We start from the raw sequence: 22,999 nt of genomic DNA, 5'->3' as shown, positions 1-22,999 counted from the left end.
AAAAATTGCACTTCGGTTTAGAACTTAGGTGACCCCGATTCACTCTGAAAGTTCAAAGGTGGAGATAAAATAATAAGCCTCAGTGCTTACACAGCACTGAGGCTTATTCAGAATCACAAAAACAATAAACTATTCGATCACAAGTTTTATTTTATAGCTCTACTGCAATATATCTTATCCTACCGTTGGGGAGCATCCCTTTGATGAAGAGGACTTTGTCCTCGCCTCTATTAAGGATGGATTGGGTGATGCTCTCCACCTCTTTTTCTGAGCGAATAGGTTGGTTATTGACTTCTAGGATAATGAAGCCTTTGGGAATGCCTGCTTCGGCAAACTTGCCCTGGCGGTCTACCCCTGTTACAATCACTCCATTACTGATGCCTAGTTTGCTAGCGGTCTTCTCGTCCAATGCTTTGAAGGAGGCACCGAGTGAGCTAAAGGAGCTTTGCTCTACGATGCTGGTGGTCCCTTCGCTATTCTTTAGTACTACCTTGAAGGTATGTGACGTGCCTTTACGATCAACGGTTATTTTGACCTCATCTCCAGGGTTGTACTTGCTTACCTGCTCTTGAAGCTCTGCCATACTGCGTATCTTTACGCCATTAAGGGATGTGATAACGTCGCCTACTTTCAGACCTGCTTGCTTGGCAGCACTTGTGCCAGCGAAATCGGCTATAAAGGCACCTTCGGTGACCTTAAGATCGTACTCTTTACTTAATTGACTATTGATATTACCTCCCATCACTCCTAGCTGAGCTCTCTGTACTACGCCATACTTCTTGAGGTCGGTGACGATTTTGCTGGCGATGCTCACTGGTACAGCAAATGAGTAGCCTGCATAGTTGCCGGTCTGTGAGTAGATCATGGTGTTGATGCCTATGAGCTCTCCCTTGGTGTTGACTAGAGCACCACCTGAATTCCCTGGGTTGACAGCTGCATCGTGCTGAATAAATGAGGAGATTCGGAGGTCGCCTTGCTGTGCAGCTTGACGTCCTTTGGCACTTACTATACCTGCGGTGACGGTACTCTGTAGGTTGAATGGATTGCCGATAGCAAGTACCCACTCTCCCACTCTTACGGCTTCGCTATCACCGAATGGTATTGGGTAGAGGTTGGTGGCATCAATCTTGAGGAGTGCGAGGTCGGTAGCGGGATCGGTACCGATGATTTTTGCTTCGTACTCCTTATTGTCATTGGTGCTTACCGTGAGTTTGGAAGCACCTGCTACTACGTGGTTATTGGTAATGATATATCCGTCGGTACTGATAATTACACCCGAGCCAAATGCCACTTGGGTAGGAGCTTCACCGCTTTCGCCTTGTCCTCCAGGGATGCCAAAGAAAAACTCAAATGGATCGAAAAACCTTGAGGATTGTCTCCGGCTTACGGTTGCTTCACTACGAATATTGACCACTCCATTGATACTTTTCTCAGCAGCCTCTACAAAGTCGGGGGCTCCACTGGAAGATGAAAAAAGTGCGGGGGTCATCTTGGGTTGTTTGAATACCCCACCTGCTTCTGACGTCCTCGCTTCGTACGTTGCGTCTTCACTCTTTAGGCTATTAGAGTAAACGGCCGCCCCTCCCATTGCTCCTATCAAGGAGCAACTCAGTGCTATTCCAGCAATCATTAATCCTTTTTTCATTGTATTCTATGCTATTATTTATTACTTGACTTGTTGCAAATTAAAGGAATAAATGGAACATCTACAACCACTCTAAGCGGTTATTTAACAATAAGAAAGCATACCCCGCGAGGTATGCTCTGACATTTATAAATGATTAACTTGAGAGATGTATCATTTTGCAACATATAATCATTGAGGTGCTTTATGGCCGTCGTCCTCTCTTCTTAGGCTGTCCTTTTCGAGTGGGCACTCTATTCCCCTTGGGTATTTCTTGATTGCCAAATAGACTCTTTATGAGGTCGTTTCGCCCTATCTTCTTAAGGGAGTTGATGATGGCATTTCGCTTCTCTCTTTGATACCAAAAGAAGTATTGTCTCTGGGTCTCCTTGGCTTTCTTTCCTCTAGCTACAGGAATCTCTTGGAGTGTATAGGGGTGTATACCGCTATAGTAGATGACGGTGGCAACGGTCATTGGAGTAGGGGTGAAGTCTTGCACTTGCTCTAAGTGGAAGTTGAGTGACTTGGTGATGACCGCTAACTCTGCCATATCGGCTTCGGTGCAGCCTGGGTGGCTACTGATAAAGTAGGGGACAAGCTGTTGCTTCAACTGGTACTTACTATTGATTTGGTCGAAGATGTTCTTGAACTTGTAGAAGGTGTCAAAGGAGGGTTTCCTGATGATATCTAATACTTTGGTAGAGGTATGTTCAGGTGCTATTTTGAGCCTTCCCGAAACGTGATTTTGGATCAATTCTTCGGTATACTGCCGTGCCGCCTCTTTGAGGTCGGGCGACTTGTAGTCGTGCACGAGCATATCATATCTAACGCCACTTCCGATAAAGCTTTTCTTAATGCCAGGGAGGGCGTCTACTGCCTTGTATACATTGAGTAGAGGTCGGTGGTCGGCATTGAGATTGGGGCATATCTTGGGGTAGAGGCAGGAGGGACGTAGGCACTTTTGGCAGATATTCATATCCTTTCCATGCATCTGATACATATTGGCGCTTGGTCCACCAAGGTCGCTAATGTATCCTTTAAAGTCAGGCATTTTCGTCACCTTCCTTGCCTCTTCTACAATAGATTCTTGGCTTCTGGAGACGATAAACTTCCCTTGGTGTGCTGAGATGGTGCAGAAAGCGCAACCTCCGAAGCAGCCGCGGTGCATATTGATAGAGTGTCGAATCATCTCGTAAGCACGTATGGTCTTGCCCCTGTATCGAGGGTGTGGAAGTCGGGTGTAAGGGAGTGCGTAATAACTATCGACCTCTGCCGTGGTGGGGAGAGGGTAGGGTGGATTGACTACGATGACCTCCTCTCCGATCTCTTGATAAAGCCTATGAGCATTGAGCGAGTTGCTCTGCTCCTCAATGTGGCGAAAGTTCTTGGCATACGCCATCTTGCTCTTAAGGCACTCCTCGTGGCTGTGTAGCTTGATATCATCTTCCTTTGGAGTGAACTGAGCAGCAGGTATGGTGTAGGCTACTTGGGGAAGTTGTTTGATATTGTCTAGCGATGCACCCTTATCAAGTAGTGAGGCAATCTCTAGCACCGACTTTTCTCCCAGCCCATAGAGTACTAGGTCGGCATCACTCATATAGGGCATTCCTGGCAGTAGCTTATCCTGCCAATAGTCGTAGTGGGTAAGCCTCCTAAGTGATGCTTCGATGCCGCCCAATAGGATAGGCGTATCGGGGTATAGATCCCTCAGTATACGGGTATAAACCAAGCTAGGATAGTCGGGACGCATATCGGAGCGCTCATCGGGAGTATAGGCATCATCCGACCTGCGTCTTTTGGCAGCGGTATAATGATTGACCATGGAGTCCATATTTCCTGGAGATACACCAAAGAATAGTCGGGGCTTACCGAGCTTCTTGAAGTCCCTAAGGTCGTCACGCCAATTGGGTTGTGGCACGATGGCCACCCTGTAGCCTGCACTTTCGAGTACCCTACCAATAACGGCATTGGCAAAAGAGGGATGATCCACGTAGGCATCACCACTCATGATGATGACGTCCAGCTCGCTCCATCCTCTTTGCTCTACTTCCTTTTTAGAAATTGGTAACCACTCCATCTACTAATTACTTGCCACTCTTGATTATTGCATAAAAGTAAAAAGCTTAAAAGGTTGCATCAAGTCCTTTTAAGCTCTTACCTATATCCAGCGAAGTGAGAAATAATTGATCTCACCAGTGTCGCTTTTATTTTCCCTTATGATTGTCAGCCCCCTCTAATGTTATTTTTGTGTCGAAAGCAGATAGATTACTTCTTCACGTACTCCTTAACCATCTCGTTAGGCACCATCTCCTCCTTGAAAATGTACGCCCCAGTCTTAGGTGACTTCACCATCTTGATAACCTTTGAGAAAGTACGTCCATCGCCTTTCTGCAGCTTCGACATCGCTTTCTTTGCCATAGCTTGCTCCTTCTATTTTATACGTTAATCTATTCCTTGCGTAGACCTATCACTTAATCTCCTTATGTATTGTCATACGTTTGAGGATAGGATTGTACTTCTTCAGCTCCAATCTACCAGTGGTATTCTTCTTGTTTTTGGTGGTAACATACCTTGAAGTCCCTGGCAAACCGCTCTCCTTATGCTCTGTGCACTCTAGTATTACTTGTACACGATCGCCTTTACCTTTCTTAGACATATCTTCCTTGCTTTATACGCTGTGTTTGTTAGTTACTTGTCCAGGACAATTATCTCCTTCAGGTGTCCTTGTGCGTTAGCCCTCTCAAGTGCTGCATTGAGGCCGATCTTATTGATAAGGCGTAGCCCTGCTGCAGACACACGGATTCTGATCCAGCAATCTTGCTCAGGCCAGTAAAAGTTTCTATCAAAAAGGTTTGGCTTAAACGTCCTCTTAGTTCTTCTTAGAGAGTGAGAAACGTTATTACCTGTAATAACCTTCTTGCCTGTGATTTGACAAATTCGTGACATCTCTTATTTATAAATGCTTATATATTATACTTACGATTGGCAAAGTAACCAAAAAAAGACGAGACTACCAAGTTTCTCAACTATTGAGTCTACAAAAACGATCTCTTTCAGCCTCTTAGCTCTGTTACTCAGTCACTGGTTCAGAGGGAGTTTGCTCTGCAGGAGCCTCGGTAGTGGCAGGCGTGTCGCCAAATGGTGTTGCTGCCTCTGGTGCTACTGGCAGGGTAGCCTGGTCAACGTAGTCAGAGATCACACTCTCTGATTGGGTGCTTGTGCTGCGTGGTGCCCACTTCACAGAAATAATTGCGAGTACGGCTATAGCAATTGCCAGTCCCCAAGTGATCTTCTCTATCAGGTCGGTGGTCCTCCTCACTCCCATAACGTTGTTGCTTGCTGCAAAACCTGAAGCTAGTCCACCACCTTTAGAGTTTTGGATGGTGATGACGAAGACAATCGCTATGGAAGCCAATACGATCAGTATTGAAAGAAATACATACATACGCTCTTTTTTCTATACTTTTATGCTGTTCTATATACTTCGGATATCCGAGGTGCGTGCCTATAATTGAGCATCCCTTTATGGCTTTTGCTACCTATTTTCCGAATTGTTTTCAATTAGTTTCTTGAGAAAGTTTAATTGTTCGGCAAAGTAACCACTTTTTTTGGGAAATTCCAAATTTATTTGTGTTAATATGCGTTCGGCTCGTTGGTACTTTCCCTGTCGAATGTACATACGAGCTAGGGTTTCGGTGAATAGTTCTTCCTCTGTTTCGATAGGGTGGTCTGCGGAAGTACTTTTTGCTGGGAAATTAGATCGCTCGGAGGTTTGTGGAGTGTCGGGTGTTACTCCTATCACCTCTGCTTTCTCGCCCAGGTCTAGGAACTCCGATATTATTTCCTCTGTATTTTGTTGCTCAACTACGGTCTGCGTTGCTGGTGGCGTAGCAGGGGTGGCATCGAGTAGCTCCTCTATGTCCGAGCTATCTTCTGGGTGCTGCTCCAAAAAGGCATCAATGAGTCCGAAGCTGCTGTCTTTGCTTTCGCTTGAAGGGGTTTTATCGTTTTGAATAAGAGTAGTAGGGTTGGCATTGAGCTGGGTATAGAGCCTCCGAAGATTTGGTAGTGCTAGTGCTCTTTCATGGAGCTCGCTGGCATACCTCAGGTCGTTCACCTTGTGTAGGAGTAGCAGTATTAGTGTCTGCAGTGGTGCCGAGTAGGGGTATTGCCTGCTCAGCTCCAGTAGCTCTGGTAGGTGGTGTTTATCGGCGGTATGCGGTTGCTCGATGATTGATTTAAGCTCGTCTTTGGTCATATCTATTGGGCGTCAATTTACCAATTCTCTACGGTGGCATTAAAGATCTGATTGATAATATCCTTCGTGAGGTCCTCTATCAATTGGTCTTGCACGTTATTAAACATCTGTGAGCTATCAAATACGGTAAAGGAGGTAAATTCTCTCTCAAAACTCTCCTCCTCATTGACTGTGTTGGTATATCGTATGTTGACCCTCATGGTCAGTTTGGTCTTAGCCGCATAGGCATCGGCCTGAACCGCTTCTGCGGTAAGGTCATATCCTACGATCTCCCCTTCTATGTTGAGGTCACCTATCTGATTGGTTTGCGAAAGCCTTGTCTGCTTTTGAAATCTATCTTTAAGGTCCTCAGATAGCTTTTGGGCCAAAGGAGGGTAGACGATGGGGGCTAGGTTTTGGAAGTCGGAAATATGGATGGTCTTTACCTTGGTGTAGTCGATACTGGCTCCATTAAGACTATATGAAACCTTGCACCCTGCCAATATGATTGCCAAGATGGTGCCTACTCCTATAAAGTGAATACTGCTCTTCATTATTTTAGCCCTCTCTATTTAGTTTACGGTATAACGTTCGCTCTGATATATCCAGGTCTTCGGCTGTTTGTCGCCTGGCACCGTGATTCTTCTTCAGTACATAGTCGATGTACCTCTCCTCCATCTCCTTGAGCGTTATTACTTTACCATCTTCTAGCAGGTCGTGGAAGTCCTCCGCATGAGTTAGCTCGCTCTCCTCCTCCTGTATCCCTAGGTCGGTAATGGGGTTGTGAGCTGGAGCGGCTAGGCTTTGGATAGGCTGGGTAGCCATGTGCTGGCTTTGTAGCAGTCTGTAGAGGAGCTGAGTCAATTCCCCTACATTGCCCTGCACATCTCGCAGCATCGTATAGAGTGCTCCTAGAGTGGCATTGTTTTCAAGTGTATCCCCTCCGGATCTATTGTCGAAGTTTTGACCATTTGGCTGGTGTGGAGCGTCTCCTCCCCTATAGTAATCAGAGATGATGGCTGGGTGGCGTACAAGCGCATTGGTAGGTAGGTGTGCCAGCAGCACTTCGGAGGTAACCACTCTATCCTCCACCAAAACACTTAGTCGCTCCACAAGATTGCGCAATTCACGAATATTGCCAGGCCATGAGTAGGTCTCTAGTAGCTCCCTCCCATCCTCACTAAGGCGGATAGGTGGCATTTGGTATTTATCTCCAAAGTCGCCAGCAAACTTTCGGAAGAGTAGAGAGATGTCATCGCCCCGCTCCCTTAGCGGTGGCAACTCTATCGTGACCGTATTGAGACGATAGAGGAGGTCTTGCCTAAATCGACCACGTTTTACGGCTTCTGCTAGGTCCACATTGGTGGCAGCAACCACTCGGATGTCGGTACGCTGAACTTCCGAAGAGCCTACCTTCATAAATTCTCCCGACTCCAGCACGCGCAATAGTCTTGCCTGAGTGGCCAAAGGGAGCTCACCTACTTCGTCCAAAAAAATAGTCCCTCCATTAGCCACCTCAAAGTAGCCTCGACGCTCGGTGACGGCATCGGTAAAGGATCCCTTCTTGTGACCAAATAGCTCGGAATCAATCGTACCCTCAGGGATAGCACCGCAGTTGACCGCTACATACGGGCCATGCTTGCGAATGCTATTTTGATGTATGAGTTGCGGGAAAGCCTCCTTTCCCACGCCACTCTCTCCAGTAACCAAGACGCTTACATCGGTAGGGGCGATGAGCAAAGCCACTTCTATCGCACGAGTGAGCCCTGCCGAGTGCCCCACAATCCCAAGCCGGCGCTTGGCTTCTCCTACTTTGTCGCTGTATTTATTCATATATATATTATACCAGTCCTCTCTTATTTAGTATTCCTCAAAGGTACCTCTTTTTAGTTAATATCTAAAATGTGTGGTATCAAAAGCGAGGGTTATGCATTAGAGATGTCAATCGTGGGGATCCCCATTCACCCAGAGTTTCAAATGGCTAAATAAGGTGGAAAAACTAACTAAAAGAGGGCTGTGAAACCCCATTTTGTAACTAGCTGTAATTCAATGTCATACGGAAGCGTTTGCCGAGATGCAACTAAGCGATCGGCGAGATGCAACTAAGCAAAAGCTTTCTTGCAACTCGGCAAATGCTTAGTTGCAACTCGCCGATTGCTTAGTTGCAAGAAGGTTTTTACCTGATTATATTGAAGTAAATATCTTGTTGCAACGTTCCATTTTCCTTCCTTGTATTAGGCAAAAAATAGCATCTTTATCCTATTCTATAGCCATCTTAGGATGAGCCAAGAAGGGAGCTTTTAGGTCGGCTGGGGTATTAATCTCAAAATTTATTTATAAGTTTGCAATACGTACAGAGAATATATTAGTATATGAAGAGAAAAATAAGTGGTGGTAGTATTGTGCCAGAGCCAGCATTGAGGCGACTCCCTTGGTACTTAGCGTATGTCAAACTATTAGAGGCTCAAGGTGAGAAGGTGGTTTCTTCTACTCATATTGCCAAGAGTACAGGGGTGGATTCGGCACTTGTGGCTAAAGACCTCTCCTATGTTTCGATCGTGGGAAAAACGCGTGTGGGATATGATGTGGCTGAGATGGTGGAGGTGCTGGAGAGCTTTTTGGGATTCAATCTATCGCACAAAGCTTATATATTTGGAGTGGGCAATCTAGGTGCCGCCTTGATGCACGATAGAGGGCTCTCTCAGTTTGGTATGGATATTGTGGGGGGCTTTGATATCCGAGATGAAGTGGTAGGTGAGGTGATAGGTGGGTCGCCTGTTTATCACTTATCGGAGCTTAAGGAGCGGCGAGATAAGGAGGTATCCATAGGGATATTAACCGTGCCAGTGGATGTCGCCCAGGAGGTGACCGATAAATTGGTGGAGTGTGGGATCAGTGCTATCTGGAATTTTACCCCATTTAGGATTATGGTGCCAGACCATGTGGTGGTGCAGAATACTTCTATTTACTCACACCTTGCTGTGATGTTTCATAGAATTGATGAGGCTATTAGTGGGTTATGAAACTCTTTAGCTCGTGGGTGTCTGGAGCTGCGGAGATAAGGCACTTTGTGGCACGACCCGACAATGTATTGAGTAATTCGGGTAAGGATTTTTACCAACCCGATTGGATGCACGGAGTGGAAGCCAAGGCTATGTGGCTTGTCCGTATCAGCAAGGTAGCTAAGTGTATTGACCCAGCCTTTGCCAGTAGATATTACGAAAATCTATCGGTGGGGGTCTCTCTGAGAGCCAAGGAATTGGATAGTAGCTTGCCTGAGAGTATGAAGGAGAATTTCGATTGCTCCCTCTTTCGGTGGAGTGAATGGCTAACGTATGACGAGGTGAGCCGGCACTCTATGAAAGGTGTGAAGATGCTAACTACTGATCACCTCGAGGAGGCGCATCAATTGATGCTCCCTGAGAGGACTTTGATAGAGGCCGTCATCACTGAGCTCAGTCGGTACTACCTCCTCAAGATAGGCGATCTAGTGGCTATACCAGCTATGGAGCAGGTGTGGGAGATGGAGCGAGAGCAGGGCCTATTTATTTGTAATGAGCAAAATGAAGAATTGGTATTCTTAAGGATTAAGTGAGTATGAGACAATTACTGATTTGGGGCAAAAGTCTACTGGTGAGTACCGCCCTACTATTATGGGTGTGGGGAAATAATGCCAGTGCTCAAGAGACTGGAAGTGCCAAGACCTATAGCCCTGTGCTAACTGGAGCACCTATCTTATCGATTACTCCCGATGCCAGGAGTGCCGGAATGGGAGAGGTGGGGCTGACTACAACAGCCGATGCGCACTCTATTTATCACAATATCTCTAAGCTTGCCTATATAGATAAGGAGTGGGGCGTCTCATTTGTCTATACCCCTTGGCTCTCTGAGGTGGCTAAGGATATCAATCTCTCCACCCTCACTGGGTATTACTCTTGGGGTAATACAGGCGAGATCAATCATGCGGTGTCGGCCTCTCTCAGATATTTCCATATCGGAGAGGCGATGGCTTTTCAGCGTGAATTGATGATCCCGACGACTATTGTCCCATACGAATTGGCTGTGGATCTGGGTTACTCGATTGCCCTTAATCAGCACTGGGCATTAGGGGCTTCTATGCGTTATTTGAGGAGTGACTATAACTACTCAGTGGGCGAGGTCAAAGGGTTGATCAATAACTTCCTCGTAGATATTTCGGCTACCTATCAGACAGGTCTTACGTTCTCAAATGATATGAAGGGGGCACTTAGAGCTGCTGTGGCCCTCAATAATGTGGGTGGTAAGATGAGCTATGATGGTGGTCGCTCTTCTCTTTTCGCTCCCGCCAAGATGAGAGTGGGGGTTGGGCTCGATCTCGATGTCGCACCACAGCATCAGGTAGGGCTACATCTGGAGGCCAATAAATTATTAGCTCCTACCTTCAATCCTAGTGATCGGAAAGCTCCTGACGCCTACAATAAGATGAATATGTGGCGAGCTATGGGGAGCTCATTTGGTGATGCTACTGGTGGCGCCTCGGAGGAGTTCAAAGAGGTAATGTGGTTGGTGGGTGCAGAATATACCTATGACAGCCGCTTCTTTGTTCGTTCTGGCTATCATTACCAGCACCCTACCAAGGGAACTAATAGTGGTTTTACTTTGGGGTTAGGATTTATTTATGAGTGGGCAAAGGTGGACCTTTCCTATTTCCTAGCTACTCAGACCAATTCACCTCTTAATAATACATTCAGACTGGGTGTAGGAGTTAATTTTTAGTCCTATGGTACCATTTAGAGTAGGCCAAGGGTATGATGTCCATCGTTTTGAGTCGGGACGAGAGCTATGGCTTGGAGGGGTGAAGATCGAATACCCTTTGGGGCTGAAGGGGCACTCCGATGCCGACGTGCTATTGCATGCGATTAGTGATGCATTGCTTGGAGCTTTGGCACTGAGGGATATCGGCTATCACTTTCCCGATAATGACCCTAAGTATAAGGGAGCTGATTCGAAGCAGCTGCTGAAGGAGGTGGCGAGGCTTGTGCTCCAAAAAGGTTATAAGGTGGGGAATATTGATGCCACGATTGTGGCCGAGCAGCCCAAGATAAATCCGTATGTGCCCGCAATGCAGGAGGTAATTGCACAGCTACTCTCAGTAGACGTTGATCAGGTATCTATCAAAGCAACGACTAATGAGCAGATGGGGTTCACAGGACGTCAGGAGGGGATCTTGGCACTTGCTACCGCTTTAGTCTATAGGGATTGAAGTGTCCGAGCCCATGCTAACTATTTTTCTTGGCTAGATATTTGGTGGTTTGAAATAATTGTCGTACCTTTGCAAAGCAAAAGAGGAGAAATGCTCCTAAGATTGCGAAACATCTGCGGAAATAGCTCAGTTGGTAGAGCACAACCTTGCCAAGGTTGGGGTCGCGGGTTCGAGTCCCGTTTTCCGCTCTTTTGTCTAAAAGCTTCTTTGTAGTTTTACAAGGAAGCTTTTCTTCTTTTGAAGAGCTTCTTACGAGCAAATACCTACTTGTAGGTACTTTTATGCTTTTATTGCTTGTTTATTTCCCTAATTATGATTAGCTTTGTAACGAATGAGGGGCTAAGTGCTCCAAAGAAATAACTAATTATAAATAAAAGGTAAAGTATGGCAACAAAAAGTTTGAAGGGTACACAGACCGAGAAGAACCTAATCTTTTCTTTTGCTAATGAGAGCCAAGCACACGCTCGTTACAGCTTCTTTGCAAGCCAGGCGAAGAAAGATGGTTTCGTAGAGGTGCAAGCTTTCTTTGAGCAAACTGCAGACCAAGAGAAGGCACACGCTAAGAGATTCTTTAAGTTCCTTGAGGGTGGAATGGTCAATGTAAATGCAGAGTTCCCAGCAGGTACTATTGGTACTACTCTTGAAAATCTAGAGACTTCTGCTAAGCTAGAGCATGAGGAGATGGAGAGCGTATATCCTGGATTTGCTGAGACTGCAGAGAAGGAGGGCTTCCCAGTTATTGCTGCTGCTTATAGAGCTATTGCTGTTGCAGAGGGCGAGCACTCTAGAGTGTACAGTGAGTTTGCTAAGCGTATCCGCGAGGATAAGATGTTTGAGAGCGATAAGGAAGTGGTATGGCAGTGCCGTAAGTGTGGTTTCCTTATGAAGGGACTTAAAGCACCAGCTAAGTGCCCTGCATGTGAGCATCCAAGAGATCACTTCCAGAGACATAGCGATGCACCTATTGCACCTATCTCAACCCTTTAATTGGGTGATTCAATAGATTGCTATTGACATGAATAAAGGCGGGTAACCTATGGGTTATCCGCCTTTATTCGTAGTTAGTCGAAAGTCGCAACTCTCTCTCTTCGTGGGTCTGTACTTATTCAGGTTACTTGAAGAGGTTGGCGATGTCGTCGCGGGAGAAGCTCTTTTGGATCTTATCGGTTTGGATAATATCTTCGGAGAGGGAGCGTTTGCTCTCTTGTAGCTGTAGGATCTTCTCCTCGATGGTCTCTTTGCAGACTAGGCGATAGGCATTGACGTGCTTCTCTTGACCGATGCGGTAGCTACGGTCGATGGCTTGGTTTTCTACTGCAGGGTTCCACCAAGGGTCGATGAGAAAGACGTAGTCGGCAGCGGTGAGGTTGAGCCCTGTGCCACCGGCCTTAAGGGAGATGAGGAAGACCCGTATCTCATCATCCTCTTGAAATTGCTGGACCACCGCCTCACGATTGGTAGTGGATCCATCGAGGTAGACGTAGGGGATGTCCTCTAGCTCTAGTCGCTTCTTGACGAGGGCGAGCATGGAGGTGAATTGTGAAAAGACGAGGGCTTTGTGCTCCGACTCGATTTCACGGAGGTTGCGCATCAATATATCTAGTTTGATGGACTGTGTACCGTAGTCCTCGCTCTCTGTGGAGATAAGGGCTGGGGAGTTGCAGATCTGTCGTAGCTTGGTGAGAGCTTGGAGTACCATCATCTGTGCTTCTCCTTCGCTAGAGTTCTCCATCTCGCTAAGGAGCTGCTCGCGGAAGTGCTCCTTGTGACTGTCGTAAACCTTTCGCTGTTCCTCCTTCATCTCGCAATAGAGGACTGTCTCTGTCTTATCGGGCAACTCGGTGGCTACTTGCTTCTTTGTCCTACGAAGGAGGAAGGGCTGTGTCATATCCCGAAGTAGGTGAGTGCTTCGCTCATCGCGTTGCTTATCAATCGCATTGGCAAAGTTTTGGCGGAAATGGTCCATACTACCAAAGATACCTGGATTGAGGAAGTTCATCTGGGCGTAGAGGTCGAAGGTATTGTTTTCAATCGGAGTACCTGTGAGGGCAAGGCGGTGGTTCGCCTGAAGAAGACGCACTGCCTTGTATCGCTTGGAGAGTGGATTCTTAATCGCTTGGCTCTCGTCGAGTATAGCATATTCAAAGGTGATTTGAGAGAGCTCCTCAATGTCGTTGGAGACCACTCCATAGGTGGAGAGGATGATGTCGTACTGTGAGAATAGCTCTCTTAGGGAGGCTCTATCGCCTCCTCGGTAGACTAGATAGGTGAGGGAAGGGGCAAACTTATCTAGCTCTTTTTGCCAATTGAATAGCAGTGAGGTGGGTAGCACGATGAGGTGTGGGGGTAGTGGCTTTTTGCCACTTTGCTCCTTGAGGTGCTGGAGTAGGGTGATGACCTGTAGGGTTTTTCCTAGTCCCATATCGTCGGCAAGGCAGCCTCCTAGTTGGTTTTGGTTGAGGAATAGTAGCCAATCAAAGCCACTCTGCTGATAGCTTCTCAGCTCTGCATTGATCCCTTTGGGGATCGGGTGGGGAGTGAGCTTGGTGAGGTTTTGAAGTCGGCGACGGCGCTCCATCATCTCCTCTATGTATTTGGGTCGCTTGGGGAGGTCGTCATAGAGTTGGTCGATGATATTGAACTGGTAATTGGAGATCTCTAACTTGTCTTTGCGTAGTCGGCCAACTTGGAAGTATCGGGCATACCGCTCTAGCCACTCCTCGGGGAGGATTCCGACGGTACCATCGGAGAGCTGTATGTATTGGCTCTTATTCATCACACTCTTCCTTACCTCTTGTAGCGAAGCTGTCTGTTTTCCAAACTTGATATTGATCTTGAGGTCAAACCAATCTATCCCACTCGAAGTGGAGATGGAGATGGTGGGGGTATGGAGGTTGTAGCGGAAGTTCTTTAGGCTCTCAGAGCCATAAATCTGTACCCCTTTATTGCGTAGCTTTTCGCTAGAATTGAGGAGCCAGTTATCCTCCATCAGTTGCTCTCCTGTAAGGGTGAATTCGATAGCTGCGTCATCGAAAGAGGGATGCAGACTGCGGAGGTACTCTAGGTACTGGTTCTCGAAGTCGGCATCACGCTCTAGTAGTGTATTGGTCTCACGGTCGTAAAGAGGGGCTCTATCAGTTAGAGGTATTGAGTCTTCACCGTACTGAATTGCTGGGGTGAGGCGGATAGTCCCCTCATCGGTATCGGTGAGGAATAGTTGGGCGGTGGCTTGCTCTGCCTGGAGCTGATGCTTATTATGTACTTCTGAATTGATTTCAAAGAGCTTGCCGAGGGGTTTGATGACCGTATCGTAGAGCTTTGGTAGATCCTTTGGTTGGTAGAGGATCATCGGCTTCTCTCTATTGAGTACCTGTAGGTGGTAGTTGAGCATCTGATAGTCTGCTGCCGACCTGAAGATGTAGACCTCCTTGTAGTCAATGATCACAAAAGCTTGGTGGATCATCATGGTGTCGGGGTTGATCTCTATCTCTTGGTCGCCTGCATGTAGGGTGGGGCGAAGCTTTATCAATTGCTGATTAAAGTCGGTCTGGATAAGATCAAGGCGAACCTCTGCTAGTTCGTCGTGAAGCTCCAGCTGAGTAAGTCGCTCAAGCCCCTTTTGTTCGAATTTCTGAATATCGAACTTGTCAATGTATAGATAGAGGGGGTGTTGTTTTAGGATACCCCTGAGTTGATGTATTGTAGCCACAGACTCTACGGAGGGCTTGTATTCCCACGAGCGCTCGTCTATCGTATTGCTAAGCTGTAGGTAAGAAGTGGCGTGAAGTGCCTCCTCGTCGGTGAGGTTGGAGAGCTGGAGGGTGAGCTTCTCAATATTGTGGAGGGTGACGAAGTTGAGATTGAGCTTACCCGATGCAGCTAGTTTGCCACGAGCTGGTAGGGGTAGCCAGCACCGATTGATATTGCTATTAAATCGATATGAGATAGGAGAAATATAGAAGAATAGTTGAAACCTATTCTGTGCCAACTTTCGAGAGAGCTCGGGGTCTGCTTTGGGTGTGGTACTCTTAAAGTTGAGACCCAGTGCCTTTAGGGTATCTGCTGGGTCTGAGATGCAAAGGTCATCGGGTTGGATCAGCATATAATGCCCATTCTGGTCGTAGGCGAGTTGTCCCTCAGTGCGGAGTGGATCCTCCTCAGGAAGCTTGGCTTGTAGGTCGGCAATGAGTTGGTCTCTTCCGTAGTCTGGATTGAAGAAGAGCTCGGGAAGGGTCTCCTTGATGCTGGTCAATGCTACTTCAATATGCCTGCAGGGGGACCACTCCTCATAAGACTTACATTCCGTGCAGGTGCAGGTGTCTGTAATGAAGTGGGCTGGGATATCGACCTCAAAATCCTGTTGCTGTAGTTGAATAGAGTCGTGAACAGTAGTCTTTACTTTGCCGTTATCTATATCTATCTTTTTGTAGCTTATTGTATCCGATCTCTTACGGGTGCAGACTAGATCCATCGTCAGTTCATCGATTTGGTAGCTCTCTGTTAGTGGAATGTGCAGACCTTGAGATATGGGTGACTTCTTATTTTTAAGTAATGGAGAGTCGTGATAGGTGCCTTGCTCTGAAGGGATCATAAAATAGAGAGCCCGTAGGATAGACATCTGTGTTGTCTTTTGGTCGAATCCAAATAGGTTCTTAGGAAGGTCCTCAAATTGGATGGTTTTATTGGTGAAATTGACGGTGGCGGCTACCATTCTTTCACCTAGCTCAGCACTAGAATAACCAGTCAGTGTAATCGAAAGAATAAAAGACACCACGGATTTATCATTAGGCAAAGGAATAGCATAGCTCGGGAGAGCTGTGAGGAATAAGCTTTCTGAGATGGTCTCCTCATCAATCTTATTATCAGCTATGTACTTGGTAATTATTTCTTGAAGTGGGTGAATTGCTCTATCTGCCATACGAACTCATTAAACCTATTCTTATATATTCTGTAAAGGTACCCAATTCTACCGTAATAGATGCAAAAAGGGGTAGACGACACTTCGTCTACCCCTCGGGACATATTGTCTTTACGACTACTTACTTACCGGCTGCCTCTTTTGCCTCCTTGATCATCTTGGCATTAGGCAGAATGAATATCTCTACTCGGCGATTCTTAGCTCTATTCTCTGGGGTTGAGTTGTCCACTACAGGTTGGTCTGGTCCCACCCCTTCGCTAGTCATACGAGCGACATCTACATTGTAGCCACGTAGGAAGTTGCGAACACTCATGGCACGCTCCTCAGAGAGTTTCATATTGTACTCATACCTACCAGTGGCATCGGTGTGGCCAATAATCTTGATATCGGTATCAGGATTGGCATTCATATTCTCTGCAAACTTGCGGAGAGCGTCACGCGATGCTTGGTTGAGTGTGCTAGAGCTAGTAGCGAATAGGATGCCACTATCAAAGGTAACGCGGATCGCTTCACCATTATTCACTGTCTCTACAGTGGCCTCTGGTATCTGCTCCTCTAGCTCCTTAGCTTGCTTATCCATCTGATCGCCGATGATACCACCCGCAGCACCACCCAGGGCGGTACCTATTGCGGCACCCATAGCGGTATTGCCAGCCACCTTACCGATACCGGCTCCGATAGCTGCACCAGCGGCAGCACCAATGCCGAGACCCTTTACTGAATTAGATGCCCCGCATCCGCTCAATAGCAGACCTAATGATACTGTAGTTACTCCTAAAATAGATTGAAACTTTGTCATAATTCTCTTCTGTTAAATGGTTAATCCTCTTCCCCCAATGATTCATCAAATTCTTGCTGTAGCTGTAGCAGCAGTACCAAGTCCTCCTGACTGATATCTATGTCCTGCTCATCTTCAGCAGCTGTCTTTTGTACAAATTGATAGAGGTCGTCAATATCTATCTCCACCTCATCTTCATCACCCTCAATGCCCTCGGTGTACTCATCCCATAGCTCAAAGAGATATAGGAGGTCTTGGTCTAGGAGGTCATTGATACGCTCCATATCCTTAGTCTCTTCTCGAACGTAGTCCAGTAGCTCTTCATCGTACCAATCGAGCTCGTCATCATCCTCGTAGTCCTCTAAGTCGAGGTCTTTCTCTGAGTCATAATCTTGCTCCTTCATAGCCCTTTATCTCTATAGAATTAGTCATTACCAAGCGGGGTGCTTCCCCTTTACATTCTTACACAAAAGTAGGTAAATAAATGATACAAGCCACTTATTTCCTTTGATTTAACTAAAAATACCACTTCCTACTCTGATGTAGGTGGCTCCGTGCTTCAGAGCCAAAGGGTAGTCGTGAGTCATCCCCATAGAGAGCTCAGAGAAGTATGGACTCCCCTTGAATGCTCCCTCCTTGAGGGATTGGAATAACTCCTGTAGGTGTGCGAACTGCCCCTCCACGACACTCATATCATCGGTGAGGGCGGCCATACCCATCAGCCCACAAATCTGGACATGCTGCAGCCCCTCTATCTCACCACTCTGGAGGAGCTCTTGGAGCTCATCCTCGGTAAAGCCGTGCTTAGTCTCTTCGCCTGAGATGTGTATCTGTAGAAGTACTGGCAACGTCTCACGCCCTAGTCTCACACACTGCTTCTCCACCTCCTGTAGTAGTCGAAGGCTATCGATGCTGTGTATCATAGAGACAAAGGGCACCACGTACTTGACCTTATTCCTCTGTAGCGTACCGATGAGGTGCCACTCTATATCCTTGGGTAAGTGCTCTTCCTTAGGGAGTAGCTCCTGAACACGGTTCTCACCAAAAAGTCGTTGACCCGCATCGTATGCTTCCATCACCTCTGCCTCGGTGTGGTACTTAGATACCGCAATGAGCTTTGTACCCTCTGGGAGCTCTCGTCGGAGTGTCTCTAGCCGCTCTTTGATACTCACTTTGCTTCCTCCCCAGTATTTATTTGGTACTTAAATACATCCATGTAGGTGGTCTCTGTGATACTTGCCACCTCGTAGTCTCCGAGCGTATCCTTCATCCCTTTGTGGAGGTTCTCAAGTGCCTCATCGAGGTCATCGGCTTGTACGATTATCTGCACAAACTTCCGCTTCTCCACCCCTGCCTTTTCATCAAGGGTGATGAAGCCCACCTTGCTCTTGTAATATCGCTCGCTCTTATCATCAAGGAAAAGCTCGTACAGGCGTACCTTACGGACGCTGTCTACAATGTAGCTTCCTCGGTTGTGCATCTCCTCAGAGATACGGGTCTCTGCCTCTGTAAAAGACTCTGCATCTACCAGGTAAGACTCACTTACCTTGCGCATCTTTCCCGATTGATTAATCTCCTTTTCGTATGTTATTTTGCAGTCAAACCAACTCATATTATTTATCTAGATTCTCTAATGTTACAGATTTTACTTTGGTCTCTCTTATGATTTCATTGAGGGCTGTGCCATCGTCGAGGCTAGGGGAGGCATCCGTGAGCACTGTGATCTTACTCGCTAGTCCATGGCGGACTAGATCCTTTAGGCTATTGAGCACACAGACATTCCCCGCTAGCCCGCAGAGTAGAATCTCCTCGGCACTCTCTAGCTCCTTAGGGTAGCTATCCTCAAAAGCACTGTACTGATCGCGGTCTAGATCGCACCCTTTCTCTATAAAACTGATAGGGCAGGGAAGTGCAATGAGTGCCTCCATTAGAGGCTCCCAAATGGCAGCTCCCGTGCTATACTTTACGCAGTGGGTAGGCCAGATGCCACCATTGGGCTCAAAGCTACAATGCTTGATAGGGTGGGCGTCCATGGTCACAAAGACTTGGTCGGCTGCGATCTTTGGCAGTGCTTTAGCCAAACGATCCATTGCCTCCGAGGCACCTCCTACTGGGAGGGTACCTGTGATGAAGTCCAATTGAGGGTCTACTATAATTAAAGCTCTTTTCATAATGCTATCTATATTGCTTGGTGGTAATCAAGTGATTCTTTAGTGGTGTAGCGTACATCTCCAGTATCTTCTCTTTCAAAAACTGGTGATGCTCCGGTGCTGCCTCTACCTTAGCTATCTGTTGGGCTAGGTACTTCTCAAAGGTTGCCTTCTCCTTCTCGCTATACATTTTGGCAAACTGCTCACCGCCATGGAGTGCATCAAAGGCAACGTAATTATTGGGGTAGAAGCGGTAAAGGGTGAATATCTGTCGGTCAATCTCCTCGGCTACTAGCTTCAGAACCTCCTGCTTCGTCTCAGCTGCTTGTGTGATAGTAGAAAGGTCGTAGAGGGTCTCGCCGATGGCAAAGTGTACTCTCCCCTTCTGCCCTTCTAGCCCAGTCTGCATATTGATGAGGTCGTCTAGTGGCGCCTTTTTCCACGAAGGATCCAGCTTCTTAGCCAGCATCTCCTTGGCTTTGAGATAGTCACAAGGATCGTACTCGTAAGTGATCGCCACAGGCGTAATGTGCAGTTTGCTGAGGAGCTCTGCTTCACTCTCTCCTCGCTCGGCACTGAGGGTAAGCATCTTGAGTACCGCTGTCTGCGTACGGTCATCGGAGTTTTTACGTCGTCCTTCACTCTGTGCAAGCCATACAGAAGCCTCACCGCCAGCCACTGAGCTTAGAATATAATTAGAGAGTCGTTTGCTCTCTATCAGCATCTCACGCATGGAGGGGCTTCGCTTTACGATAAAGGCATCGGCCAATCGTACCACCACCCTTATCCATTCGCTAATAAGTAGGTTATCCCCAATAGCGATGCGTGGAAAGCCTAGCCCCGAGCTGTAGAGTAGGTAGTTGAGAAAGGCAGAGTCGAGAATGATATCTCTATGATTCGAGATAAAGAGTTGCTTCTCCTCACCACGCTTTACCAACTTGCTCTTGCCTGAGATAGTAAGCGAAAAGGTAGAGTCCTTGAGGATTGCTTCAATCACTGGCTTGAGGAAAGTCTCCTTGAAGTTGTAGATGGAGGTCGATCTCTCCACCATCTTATCTAATTGCTCCCTACTGATATCCCCATAGAAGTGATGGAGGATACCCTGAACCTCCTCTTGCTGGACTAGGTGTGCTACCACCTCCTGTACCTCGCTATCAATATAAGGGCGAATGCTCTCAAAATATATGTCGTCGGTCTTCATCATGGCTATTTATCTCTCTTATGGTTTTCTAAATGATACTGGATAATACTCATCAATACGTCGCCCACCTTCTTGCCATCGGCATGTACCTGCTGAGGGATAAAGCTGGTGGCTGTCATACCGGGAGTGGTATTGACCTCGAGGAGCACTGGCACCCCCTCCTCAATGATAAAGTCTACTCGAATGATCCCCGACGCACCGAGATATCCATAGATCTCACGTGTGAGTTGCTGAATCTCAGCCGTCATCTCGGGTGAAATGCGGGCGGGAGTAATCTCCTCCACTGCACCATTGTACTTCGCATCGTAATCAAAGAATTGATTCTTCGGCACCACCTCAGTCACGGGAAGGATATGCAGTCCCTCACCATCTTTGTAGGCGCCACAGGTAACCTCTGTACCGGTAATCAAACCCTCGATCAGCACCTCATCGGCTTCGCTAAAGGCTAATTCAACTGCTGGTAGTAGCTCATTCACTTCGTCCACTCGGGTAGTAGCAACGCTGCTCCCCCCAGCATTAGGCTTTACAAAGGCGGGCAAGCCGGGCTCTACCGCAAGGATAATAGGACGAATAGGATCGCCCTTCTGCAACCTTACACTTGGCGCAATCTTGATGCCGAAGCTATGGAGAAAGTGCTTGCAGAGGTACTTATTAAAGGTGAGTGCACCGATGGCTGTGGGGCAACAGCTATAGGGGATCCGTAGCATATCTAGGTAGCCGGTGAAGAGCCCATCCTCCCCAGGCGTACCGTGGATGGTAATATAGGCGTAGTCAAAGGTTACCTTGGTGCCATCAATCTGAACGGAGAAGTCGTTGCGGTCAATGGGGTACTCCTTTCCCTCTAGCTGTACCACCCATTTCTCGTGAGTGATGAGCACGGGGAAAATCTCCAGTGGTGCCCCTTCCAAAAAGTGGAGGATGCCCTCTCTACTCTTGAGGGAGACCTCATATTCATTACTGTAGCCACCTGCTACAAGAGCTATCTTAGGGTGTCGATTCATACCTCTATAGGTTCAATGGAGCCAGCCTCTACATATCGTCGCCACTTCTCTAGGAGTGCCGACATATCCTCTGGCAAAGGTGAAGTAAAATCCATCTGCTCCTTCCTCACAGGGTGATAAAAGCCAAGTGTCTGGGCATGTAGTGCCTGTCGGGGGCAGAGAGCAAAACAATTCTCAATGTATTTCTTGTAATTGGCAAAGCGATTGCCTCTAAGTATTTCATTCCCACCGTACCGCTCGTCATTGAAGATCGGATGCCCAATACTCTTCATATGGGCACGGATCTGATGAGTTCGACCAGTCTCTAGCTGGCACCTAATGAGTGAGACATATCCCAGCTCTTCCTCCACCTTGTAGTGGGTGACGGCTGTTTTTCCGACCTCTCCCTCGTAGGGAAAGGTGGTCATAATCATCCTATCCCGAGGATCACGTGCTAGGTTGGTGCGGATCGTCCCCTCCCGCTCCTTTGGACGCCCCCAAATGATTGCTTGGTACTCCCTACGAGTACTCTTCTCAAAGAATTGCCGTGCAAGAGCTGTCCGAACCGTAGGCTCCTTGGCGATTAGTAGCAGACCACTCGTGTCCTTATCAATGCGATGGACGAGGCCCACATTGGGGTCGTTGGGGTCGTACTTAGGGTCGTCCTTTAGATAATAGGCAAGGGCATTGAGGAGGGTGCCCGTATAATTGCCGTGACCTGGGTGAACCACCAGACCTGCTGGCTTATTGACCACCATTAGGTAAGGATCTTCGTAGAGAATGTTGAGAGGGATATCCTCGGGGATAATCTCTAGTTCGTAGGGAGGGCGCTCTAGCCGCAGTGAGACCACTTCGCCAGGGCGTACCTTGTAATTGGATTTTACAGTCCTATCATCCACAAAGAGGGCACCCGCCTCAGCGGCTTGCTGAATGCGATTGCGACTAACCTTGGGCATGCGATCTACTAAGAAGCGGTCGATGCGTAGGGGCGTCTGCCCTTTATCTACCACGCAAGAGAAGTGCTCATAGAGCTGCTCCTCTAGGGTCGGCTCCTCCTCTTCTAGAAGGTCCTCCTCTTCCGTTGCTTCGTAGTCTATGTACTTATCTATCGCCATGGGGCTTTACTCAAAACCAGTTTTCTCCTGATGGCTCCTCAATTGGGGTGTCAAGCGGAAGGTCTAGCGAACTATTCTGAAGGCTATCCATCATCGCTGTCTCGTACTCTTCGGCCGAGGAGACCTCCATAATCAAGTGGGTGTTGTAAGGAATACGCTCGCCTGCACTGAGGTACCTGCCAGTGCTATCCTTGAGATGCAACACCAGTAGATGGTGTGGCCCTGGTACATATTCTATCGTGACATTCTTAAAACCAGCACCCTTTAGCATCATCTCCACTGAGCGCTCCGATAGCTCTTCAAACTCAGGGATCTTGATGCTCTTGACGTTCATCGTATTGACCGTCACAAAGATCGTGCGGTGGGGCTTGATGCGTGAGCCCGCCTTGGGAGTAGTATCTAGTATGATGCCAGGGGTCTGACCCTCTACATAGACGGAGTCAACCACCTCCATATTTAGGTGCGACCGCCCCAGCATCTCAGAGGCTTCGACTTGCGAAAGCCCAATGATATCGGGTGTCTCTATGGCTTTGCCGTGACGGGTGTATATTTTGAGGAAAAACATTGACCCCCAAAGAAGCAATAATCCAGCTAATACAATCAGTCCTATATGTATCAAAAGCCTAAGCCACCATGGTTGTTTATTGCTCCATGGTAGTTTTAGCTCTTTTTCGTCGGTTTCTTTGTTACTCATTTGCTATGTGATAAGGTAGTATTATTGGCACTTCCATACGTAAGGTATGGTGCCGCCACG

At 47.4% G+C, this 22,999-nt stretch carries 24 protein-coding genes and 1 tRNA gene; 6 read left to right on the top strand and 19 right to left on the bottom strand.

All coding sequences use genetic code 11. The features are described 5' to 3' along the window. Positions 1–151: 151 nt before the first annotated feature. The 9 genes from MWL85_RS07445 to MWL85_RS07405 form a co-directional block, all read right to left on the bottom strand. Entirely contained in the window at positions 152–1,645 is a 1,494-nt protein-coding gene (locus MWL85_RS07445) for a Do family serine endopeptidase (RefSeq protein ID WP_244400243.1), read from the bottom strand. 184 nt (positions 1,646–1,829) lie between these two features. Further along, the gene (locus MWL85_RS07440) at positions 1,830–3,701 is read right to left on the bottom strand and encodes a YgiQ family radical SAM protein (RefSeq protein WP_244400242.1); all 1,872 of its coding nucleotides are present in this window, start codon (positions 3,699–3,701) and stop codon (positions 1,830–1,832) included. A 188-nt stretch (positions 3,702–3,889) separates the two neighbouring features. After that, a complete protein-coding gene (locus MWL85_RS07435; RefSeq protein ID WP_021903514.1) occupies positions 3,890–4,042 on the bottom strand; it encodes a DUF4295 domain-containing protein in 153 nt (50 codons plus the stop codon). Between the two features lie 49 nt (positions 4,043–4,091). Continuing rightward, on the bottom strand, positions 4,092–4,280 hold the full coding sequence (gene rpmG, locus MWL85_RS07430) for a 50S ribosomal protein L33 (RefSeq protein ID WP_018027679.1): 189 nt from the start codon (positions 4,278–4,280) through the stop codon (positions 4,092–4,094). Positions 4,281–4,312: 32 nt separating this feature from the next. Beyond that, complete coding sequence (gene rpmB, locus MWL85_RS07425; RefSeq protein ID WP_018027680.1) at positions 4,313–4,570, bottom strand: 50S ribosomal protein L28; 258 nt, start codon at positions 4,568–4,570, stop codon at positions 4,313–4,315. A 124-nt stretch (positions 4,571–4,694) separates the two neighbouring features. Further along, positions 4,695–5,069, bottom strand: a complete 375-nt coding sequence (secG, locus tag MWL85_RS07420) for a preprotein translocase subunit SecG (RefSeq protein ID WP_244400241.1) — start codon at positions 5,067–5,069, stop codon at positions 4,695–4,697. A gap of 90 nt (positions 5,070–5,159) precedes the next feature. Further along, complete coding sequence (locus MWL85_RS07415) at positions 5,160–5,882, bottom strand: DUF8458 domain-containing protein (protein WP_244400240.1); 723 nt, start codon at positions 5,880–5,882, stop codon at positions 5,160–5,162. Between the two features lie 17 nt (positions 5,883–5,899). Further along, positions 5,900–6,415, bottom strand: a complete 516-nt coding sequence (locus tag MWL85_RS07410; RefSeq protein ID WP_021903511.1) for an LptE family protein — start codon at positions 6,413–6,415, stop codon at positions 5,900–5,902. A 4-nt stretch (positions 6,416–6,419) separates the two neighbouring features. Next, entirely contained in the window at positions 6,420–7,694 is a 1,275-nt protein-coding gene (locus tag MWL85_RS07405; protein ID WP_018027684.1) for a sigma-54 interaction domain-containing protein, read from the bottom strand. Positions 7,695–8,233: 539 nt separating this feature from the next. On the opposite strand from MWL85_RS07405, the gene MWL85_RS07400 reads away from it, so the two are divergent. The 6 genes from MWL85_RS07400 to rbr all read left to right on the top strand — a co-directional run bounded on the left by MWL85_RS07400 (position 8,234) and on the right by rbr (position 12,090). Then, positions 8,234–8,884, top strand: coding sequence for a redox-sensing transcriptional repressor Rex (locus MWL85_RS07400; protein WP_018027685.1), 651 nt, complete (start codon positions 8,234–8,236; stop codon positions 8,882–8,884). Continuing rightward, positions 8,881–9,456: a hypothetical protein gene (locus tag MWL85_RS07395; RefSeq protein ID WP_244400239.1), complete on the top strand. Its 576-nt coding sequence runs from the start codon at positions 8,881–8,883 to the stop codon at positions 9,454–9,456. Before MWL85_RS07400 ends, MWL85_RS07395 begins: the two co-directional genes overlap by 4 nt. Before the next feature lie 2 nt (positions 9,457–9,458). Further along, positions 9,459–10,616 carry a type IX secretion system outer membrane channel protein PorV gene (gene porV, locus MWL85_RS07390; RefSeq protein ID WP_021903509.1) on the top strand — a complete coding sequence of 386 codons (1,158 nt, stop codon included), beginning with the start codon at positions 9,459–9,461 and terminating at the stop codon, positions 10,614–10,616. Positions 10,617–10,620: 4 nt separating this feature from the next. Further along, complete coding sequence (gene ispF / locus MWL85_RS07385) at positions 10,621–11,103, top strand: 2-C-methyl-D-erythritol 2,4-cyclodiphosphate synthase (protein ID WP_018027688.1); 483 nt, start codon at positions 10,621–10,623, stop codon at positions 11,101–11,103. A gap of 115 nt (positions 11,104–11,218) precedes the next feature. Further along, a tRNA-Gly gene (locus tag MWL85_RS07380) sits at positions 11,219–11,291 on the top strand. Between the two features lie 196 nt (positions 11,292–11,487). Beyond that, positions 11,488–12,090 carry a rubrerythrin gene (gene rbr, locus MWL85_RS07375; protein WP_018027689.1) on the top strand — a complete coding sequence of 201 codons (603 nt, stop codon included), beginning with the start codon at positions 11,488–11,490 and terminating at the stop codon, positions 12,088–12,090. A 124-nt stretch (positions 12,091–12,214) separates the two neighbouring features. Here rbr and MWL85_RS07370 read toward each other — a convergent pair whose 3' ends face one another. The 10 genes from MWL85_RS07370 to MWL85_RS07325 form a co-directional block, all read right to left on the bottom strand. Then, entirely contained in the window at positions 12,215–16,021 is a 3,807-nt protein-coding gene (locus tag MWL85_RS07370) for a DEAD/DEAH box helicase (protein WP_244400238.1), read from the bottom strand. Positions 16,022–16,142: 121 nt separating this feature from the next. Continuing rightward, the gene (locus MWL85_RS07365) at positions 16,143–16,820 is read right to left on the bottom strand and encodes a YiaD family glycine zipper/OmpA-like lipoprotein (protein WP_070707846.1); all 678 of its coding nucleotides are present in this window, start codon (positions 16,818–16,820) and stop codon (positions 16,143–16,145) included. Positions 16,821–16,840: 20 nt separating this feature from the next. Next, positions 16,841–17,203, bottom strand: a complete 363-nt coding sequence (locus MWL85_RS07360; protein WP_018027692.1) for a hypothetical protein — start codon at positions 17,201–17,203, stop codon at positions 16,841–16,843. A gap of 108 nt (positions 17,204–17,311) precedes the next feature. Beyond that, complete coding sequence (locus MWL85_RS07355) at positions 17,312–17,971, bottom strand: YggS family pyridoxal phosphate-dependent enzyme (RefSeq protein WP_244400237.1); 660 nt, start codon at positions 17,969–17,971, stop codon at positions 17,312–17,314. Further along, the gene (locus MWL85_RS07350; protein WP_244400236.1) at positions 17,968–18,411 is read right to left on the bottom strand and encodes a DUF4494 domain-containing protein; all 444 of its coding nucleotides are present in this window, start codon (positions 18,409–18,411) and stop codon (positions 17,968–17,970) included. Before MWL85_RS07350 ends, MWL85_RS07355 begins: the two co-directional genes overlap by 4 nt. Before the next feature lies 1 nt (position 18,412). Beyond that, entirely contained in the window at positions 18,413–18,970 is a 558-nt protein-coding gene (locus tag MWL85_RS07345) for an isochorismatase family protein (protein WP_244400235.1), read from the bottom strand. A gap of 4 nt (positions 18,971–18,974) precedes the next feature. Beyond that, the gene (locus MWL85_RS07340; protein ID WP_018027696.1) at positions 18,975–20,153 is read right to left on the bottom strand and encodes a 1-acyl-sn-glycerol-3-phosphate acyltransferase; all 1,179 of its coding nucleotides are present in this window, start codon (positions 20,151–20,153) and stop codon (positions 18,975–18,977) included. A gap of 2 nt (positions 20,154–20,155) precedes the next feature. After that, complete coding sequence (locus MWL85_RS07335; RefSeq protein WP_244400234.1) at positions 20,156–21,151, bottom strand: D-alanine--D-alanine ligase; 996 nt, start codon at positions 21,149–21,151, stop codon at positions 20,156–20,158. Further along, positions 21,148–22,239: an RluA family pseudouridine synthase gene (locus MWL85_RS07330; protein WP_244401866.1), complete on the bottom strand. Its 1,092-nt coding sequence runs from the start codon at positions 22,237–22,239 to the stop codon at positions 21,148–21,150. The genes MWL85_RS07335 and MWL85_RS07330 overlap by 4 nt, the downstream gene beginning before the upstream one ends. A 16-nt stretch (positions 22,240–22,255) precedes the next feature. Beyond that, a complete protein-coding gene (locus MWL85_RS07325; RefSeq protein WP_040575733.1) occupies positions 22,256–22,939 on the bottom strand; it encodes a PASTA domain-containing protein in 684 nt (227 codons plus the stop codon). Between the last annotated feature and the right edge of the window lie 60 nt (positions 22,940–22,999).

The organism is Porphyromonas somerae (genome assembly GCF_022845615.1).
Taxonomy (GTDB): domain Bacteria; phylum Bacteroidota; class Bacteroidia; order Bacteroidales; family Porphyromonadaceae; genus Porphyromonas_A; species Porphyromonas_A somerae.
The sequence above is the reverse complement of the archived record's forward strand: the minus strand, read 5'-3'. Positions and strand labels throughout refer to the sequence as shown.

What these genes read in the sequence shown, in the direction of transcription:
- MWL85_RS07445 (WP_244400243.1), bottom strand. Translation starts at nt 1,645, where the DNA reads ATGAAAAAAGGATTAATGATTGCTGGAATAGCACTGAGTTGCTCCTTG.
- MWL85_RS07440 (WP_244400242.1), bottom strand. Translation starts at nt 3,701, where the DNA reads ATGGAGTGGTTACCAATTTCTAAAAAGGAAGTAGAGCAAAGAGGATGG.
- MWL85_RS07435 (WP_021903514.1), bottom strand. Translation starts at nt 4,042, where the DNA reads ATGGCAAAGAAAGCGATGTCGAAGCTGCAGAAAGGCGATGGACGTACT.
- rpmG (WP_018027679.1), bottom strand. Translation starts at nt 4,280, where the DNA reads ATGTCTAAGAAAGGTAAAGGCGATCGTGTACAAGTAATACTAGAGTGC.
- rpmB (WP_018027680.1), bottom strand. Translation starts at nt 4,570, where the DNA reads ATGTCACGAATTTGTCAAATCACAGGCAAGAAGGTTATTACAGGTAAT.
- secG (WP_244400241.1), bottom strand. Translation starts at nt 5,069, where the DNA reads ATGTATGTATTTCTTTCAATACTGATCGTATTGGCTTCCATAGCGATT.
- MWL85_RS07415 (WP_244400240.1), bottom strand. Translation starts at nt 5,882, where the DNA reads ATGACCAAAGACGAGCTTAAATCAATCATCGAGCAACCGCATACCGCC.
- MWL85_RS07410 (WP_021903511.1), bottom strand. Translation starts at nt 6,415, where the DNA reads ATGAAGAGCAGTATTCACTTTATAGGAGTAGGCACCATCTTGGCAATC.
- MWL85_RS07405 (WP_018027684.1), bottom strand. Translation starts at nt 7,694, where the DNA reads ATGAATAAATACAGCGACAAAGTAGGAGAAGCCAAGCGCCGGCTTGGG.
- MWL85_RS07400 (WP_018027685.1), top strand. Translation starts at nt 8,234, where the DNA reads ATGAAGAGAAAAATAAGTGGTGGTAGTATTGTGCCAGAGCCAGCATTG.
- MWL85_RS07395 (WP_244400239.1), top strand. Translation starts at nt 8,881, where the DNA reads ATGAAACTCTTTAGCTCGTGGGTGTCTGGAGCTGCGGAGATAAGGCAC.
- porV (WP_021903509.1), top strand. Translation starts at nt 9,459, where the DNA reads ATGAGACAATTACTGATTTGGGGCAAAAGTCTACTGGTGAGTACCGCC.
- ispF (WP_018027688.1), top strand. Translation starts at nt 10,621, where the DNA reads ATGGTACCATTTAGAGTAGGCCAAGGGTATGATGTCCATCGTTTTGAG.
- rbr (WP_018027689.1), top strand. Translation starts at nt 11,488, where the DNA reads ATGGCAACAAAAAGTTTGAAGGGTACACAGACCGAGAAGAACCTAATC.
- MWL85_RS07370 (WP_244400238.1), bottom strand. Translation starts at nt 16,021, where the DNA reads ATGGCAGATAGAGCAATTCACCCACTTCAAGAAATAATTACCAAGTAC.
- MWL85_RS07365 (WP_070707846.1), bottom strand. Translation starts at nt 16,820, where the DNA reads ATGACAAAGTTTCAATCTATTTTAGGAGTAACTACAGTATCATTAGGT.
- MWL85_RS07360 (WP_018027692.1), bottom strand. Translation starts at nt 17,203, where the DNA reads ATGAAGGAGCAAGATTATGACTCAGAGAAAGACCTCGACTTAGAGGAC.
- MWL85_RS07350 (WP_244400236.1), bottom strand. Translation starts at nt 18,411, where the DNA reads ATGAGTTGGTTTGACTGCAAAATAACATACGAAAAGGAGATTAATCAA.
- MWL85_RS07345 (WP_244400235.1), bottom strand. Translation starts at nt 18,970, where the DNA reads ATGAAAAGAGCTTTAATTATAGTAGACCCTCAATTGGACTTCATCACA.
- MWL85_RS07340 (WP_018027696.1), bottom strand. Translation starts at nt 20,153, where the DNA reads ATGATGAAGACCGACGACATATATTTTGAGAGCATTCGCCCTTATATT.
- MWL85_RS07335 (WP_244400234.1), bottom strand. Translation starts at nt 21,151, where the DNA reads ATGAATCGACACCCTAAGATAGCTCTTGTAGCAGGTGGCTACAGTAAT.
- MWL85_RS07325 (WP_040575733.1), bottom strand. Translation starts at nt 22,939, where the DNA reads ATGAGTAACAAAGAAACCGACGAAAAAGAGCTAAAACTACCATGGAGC.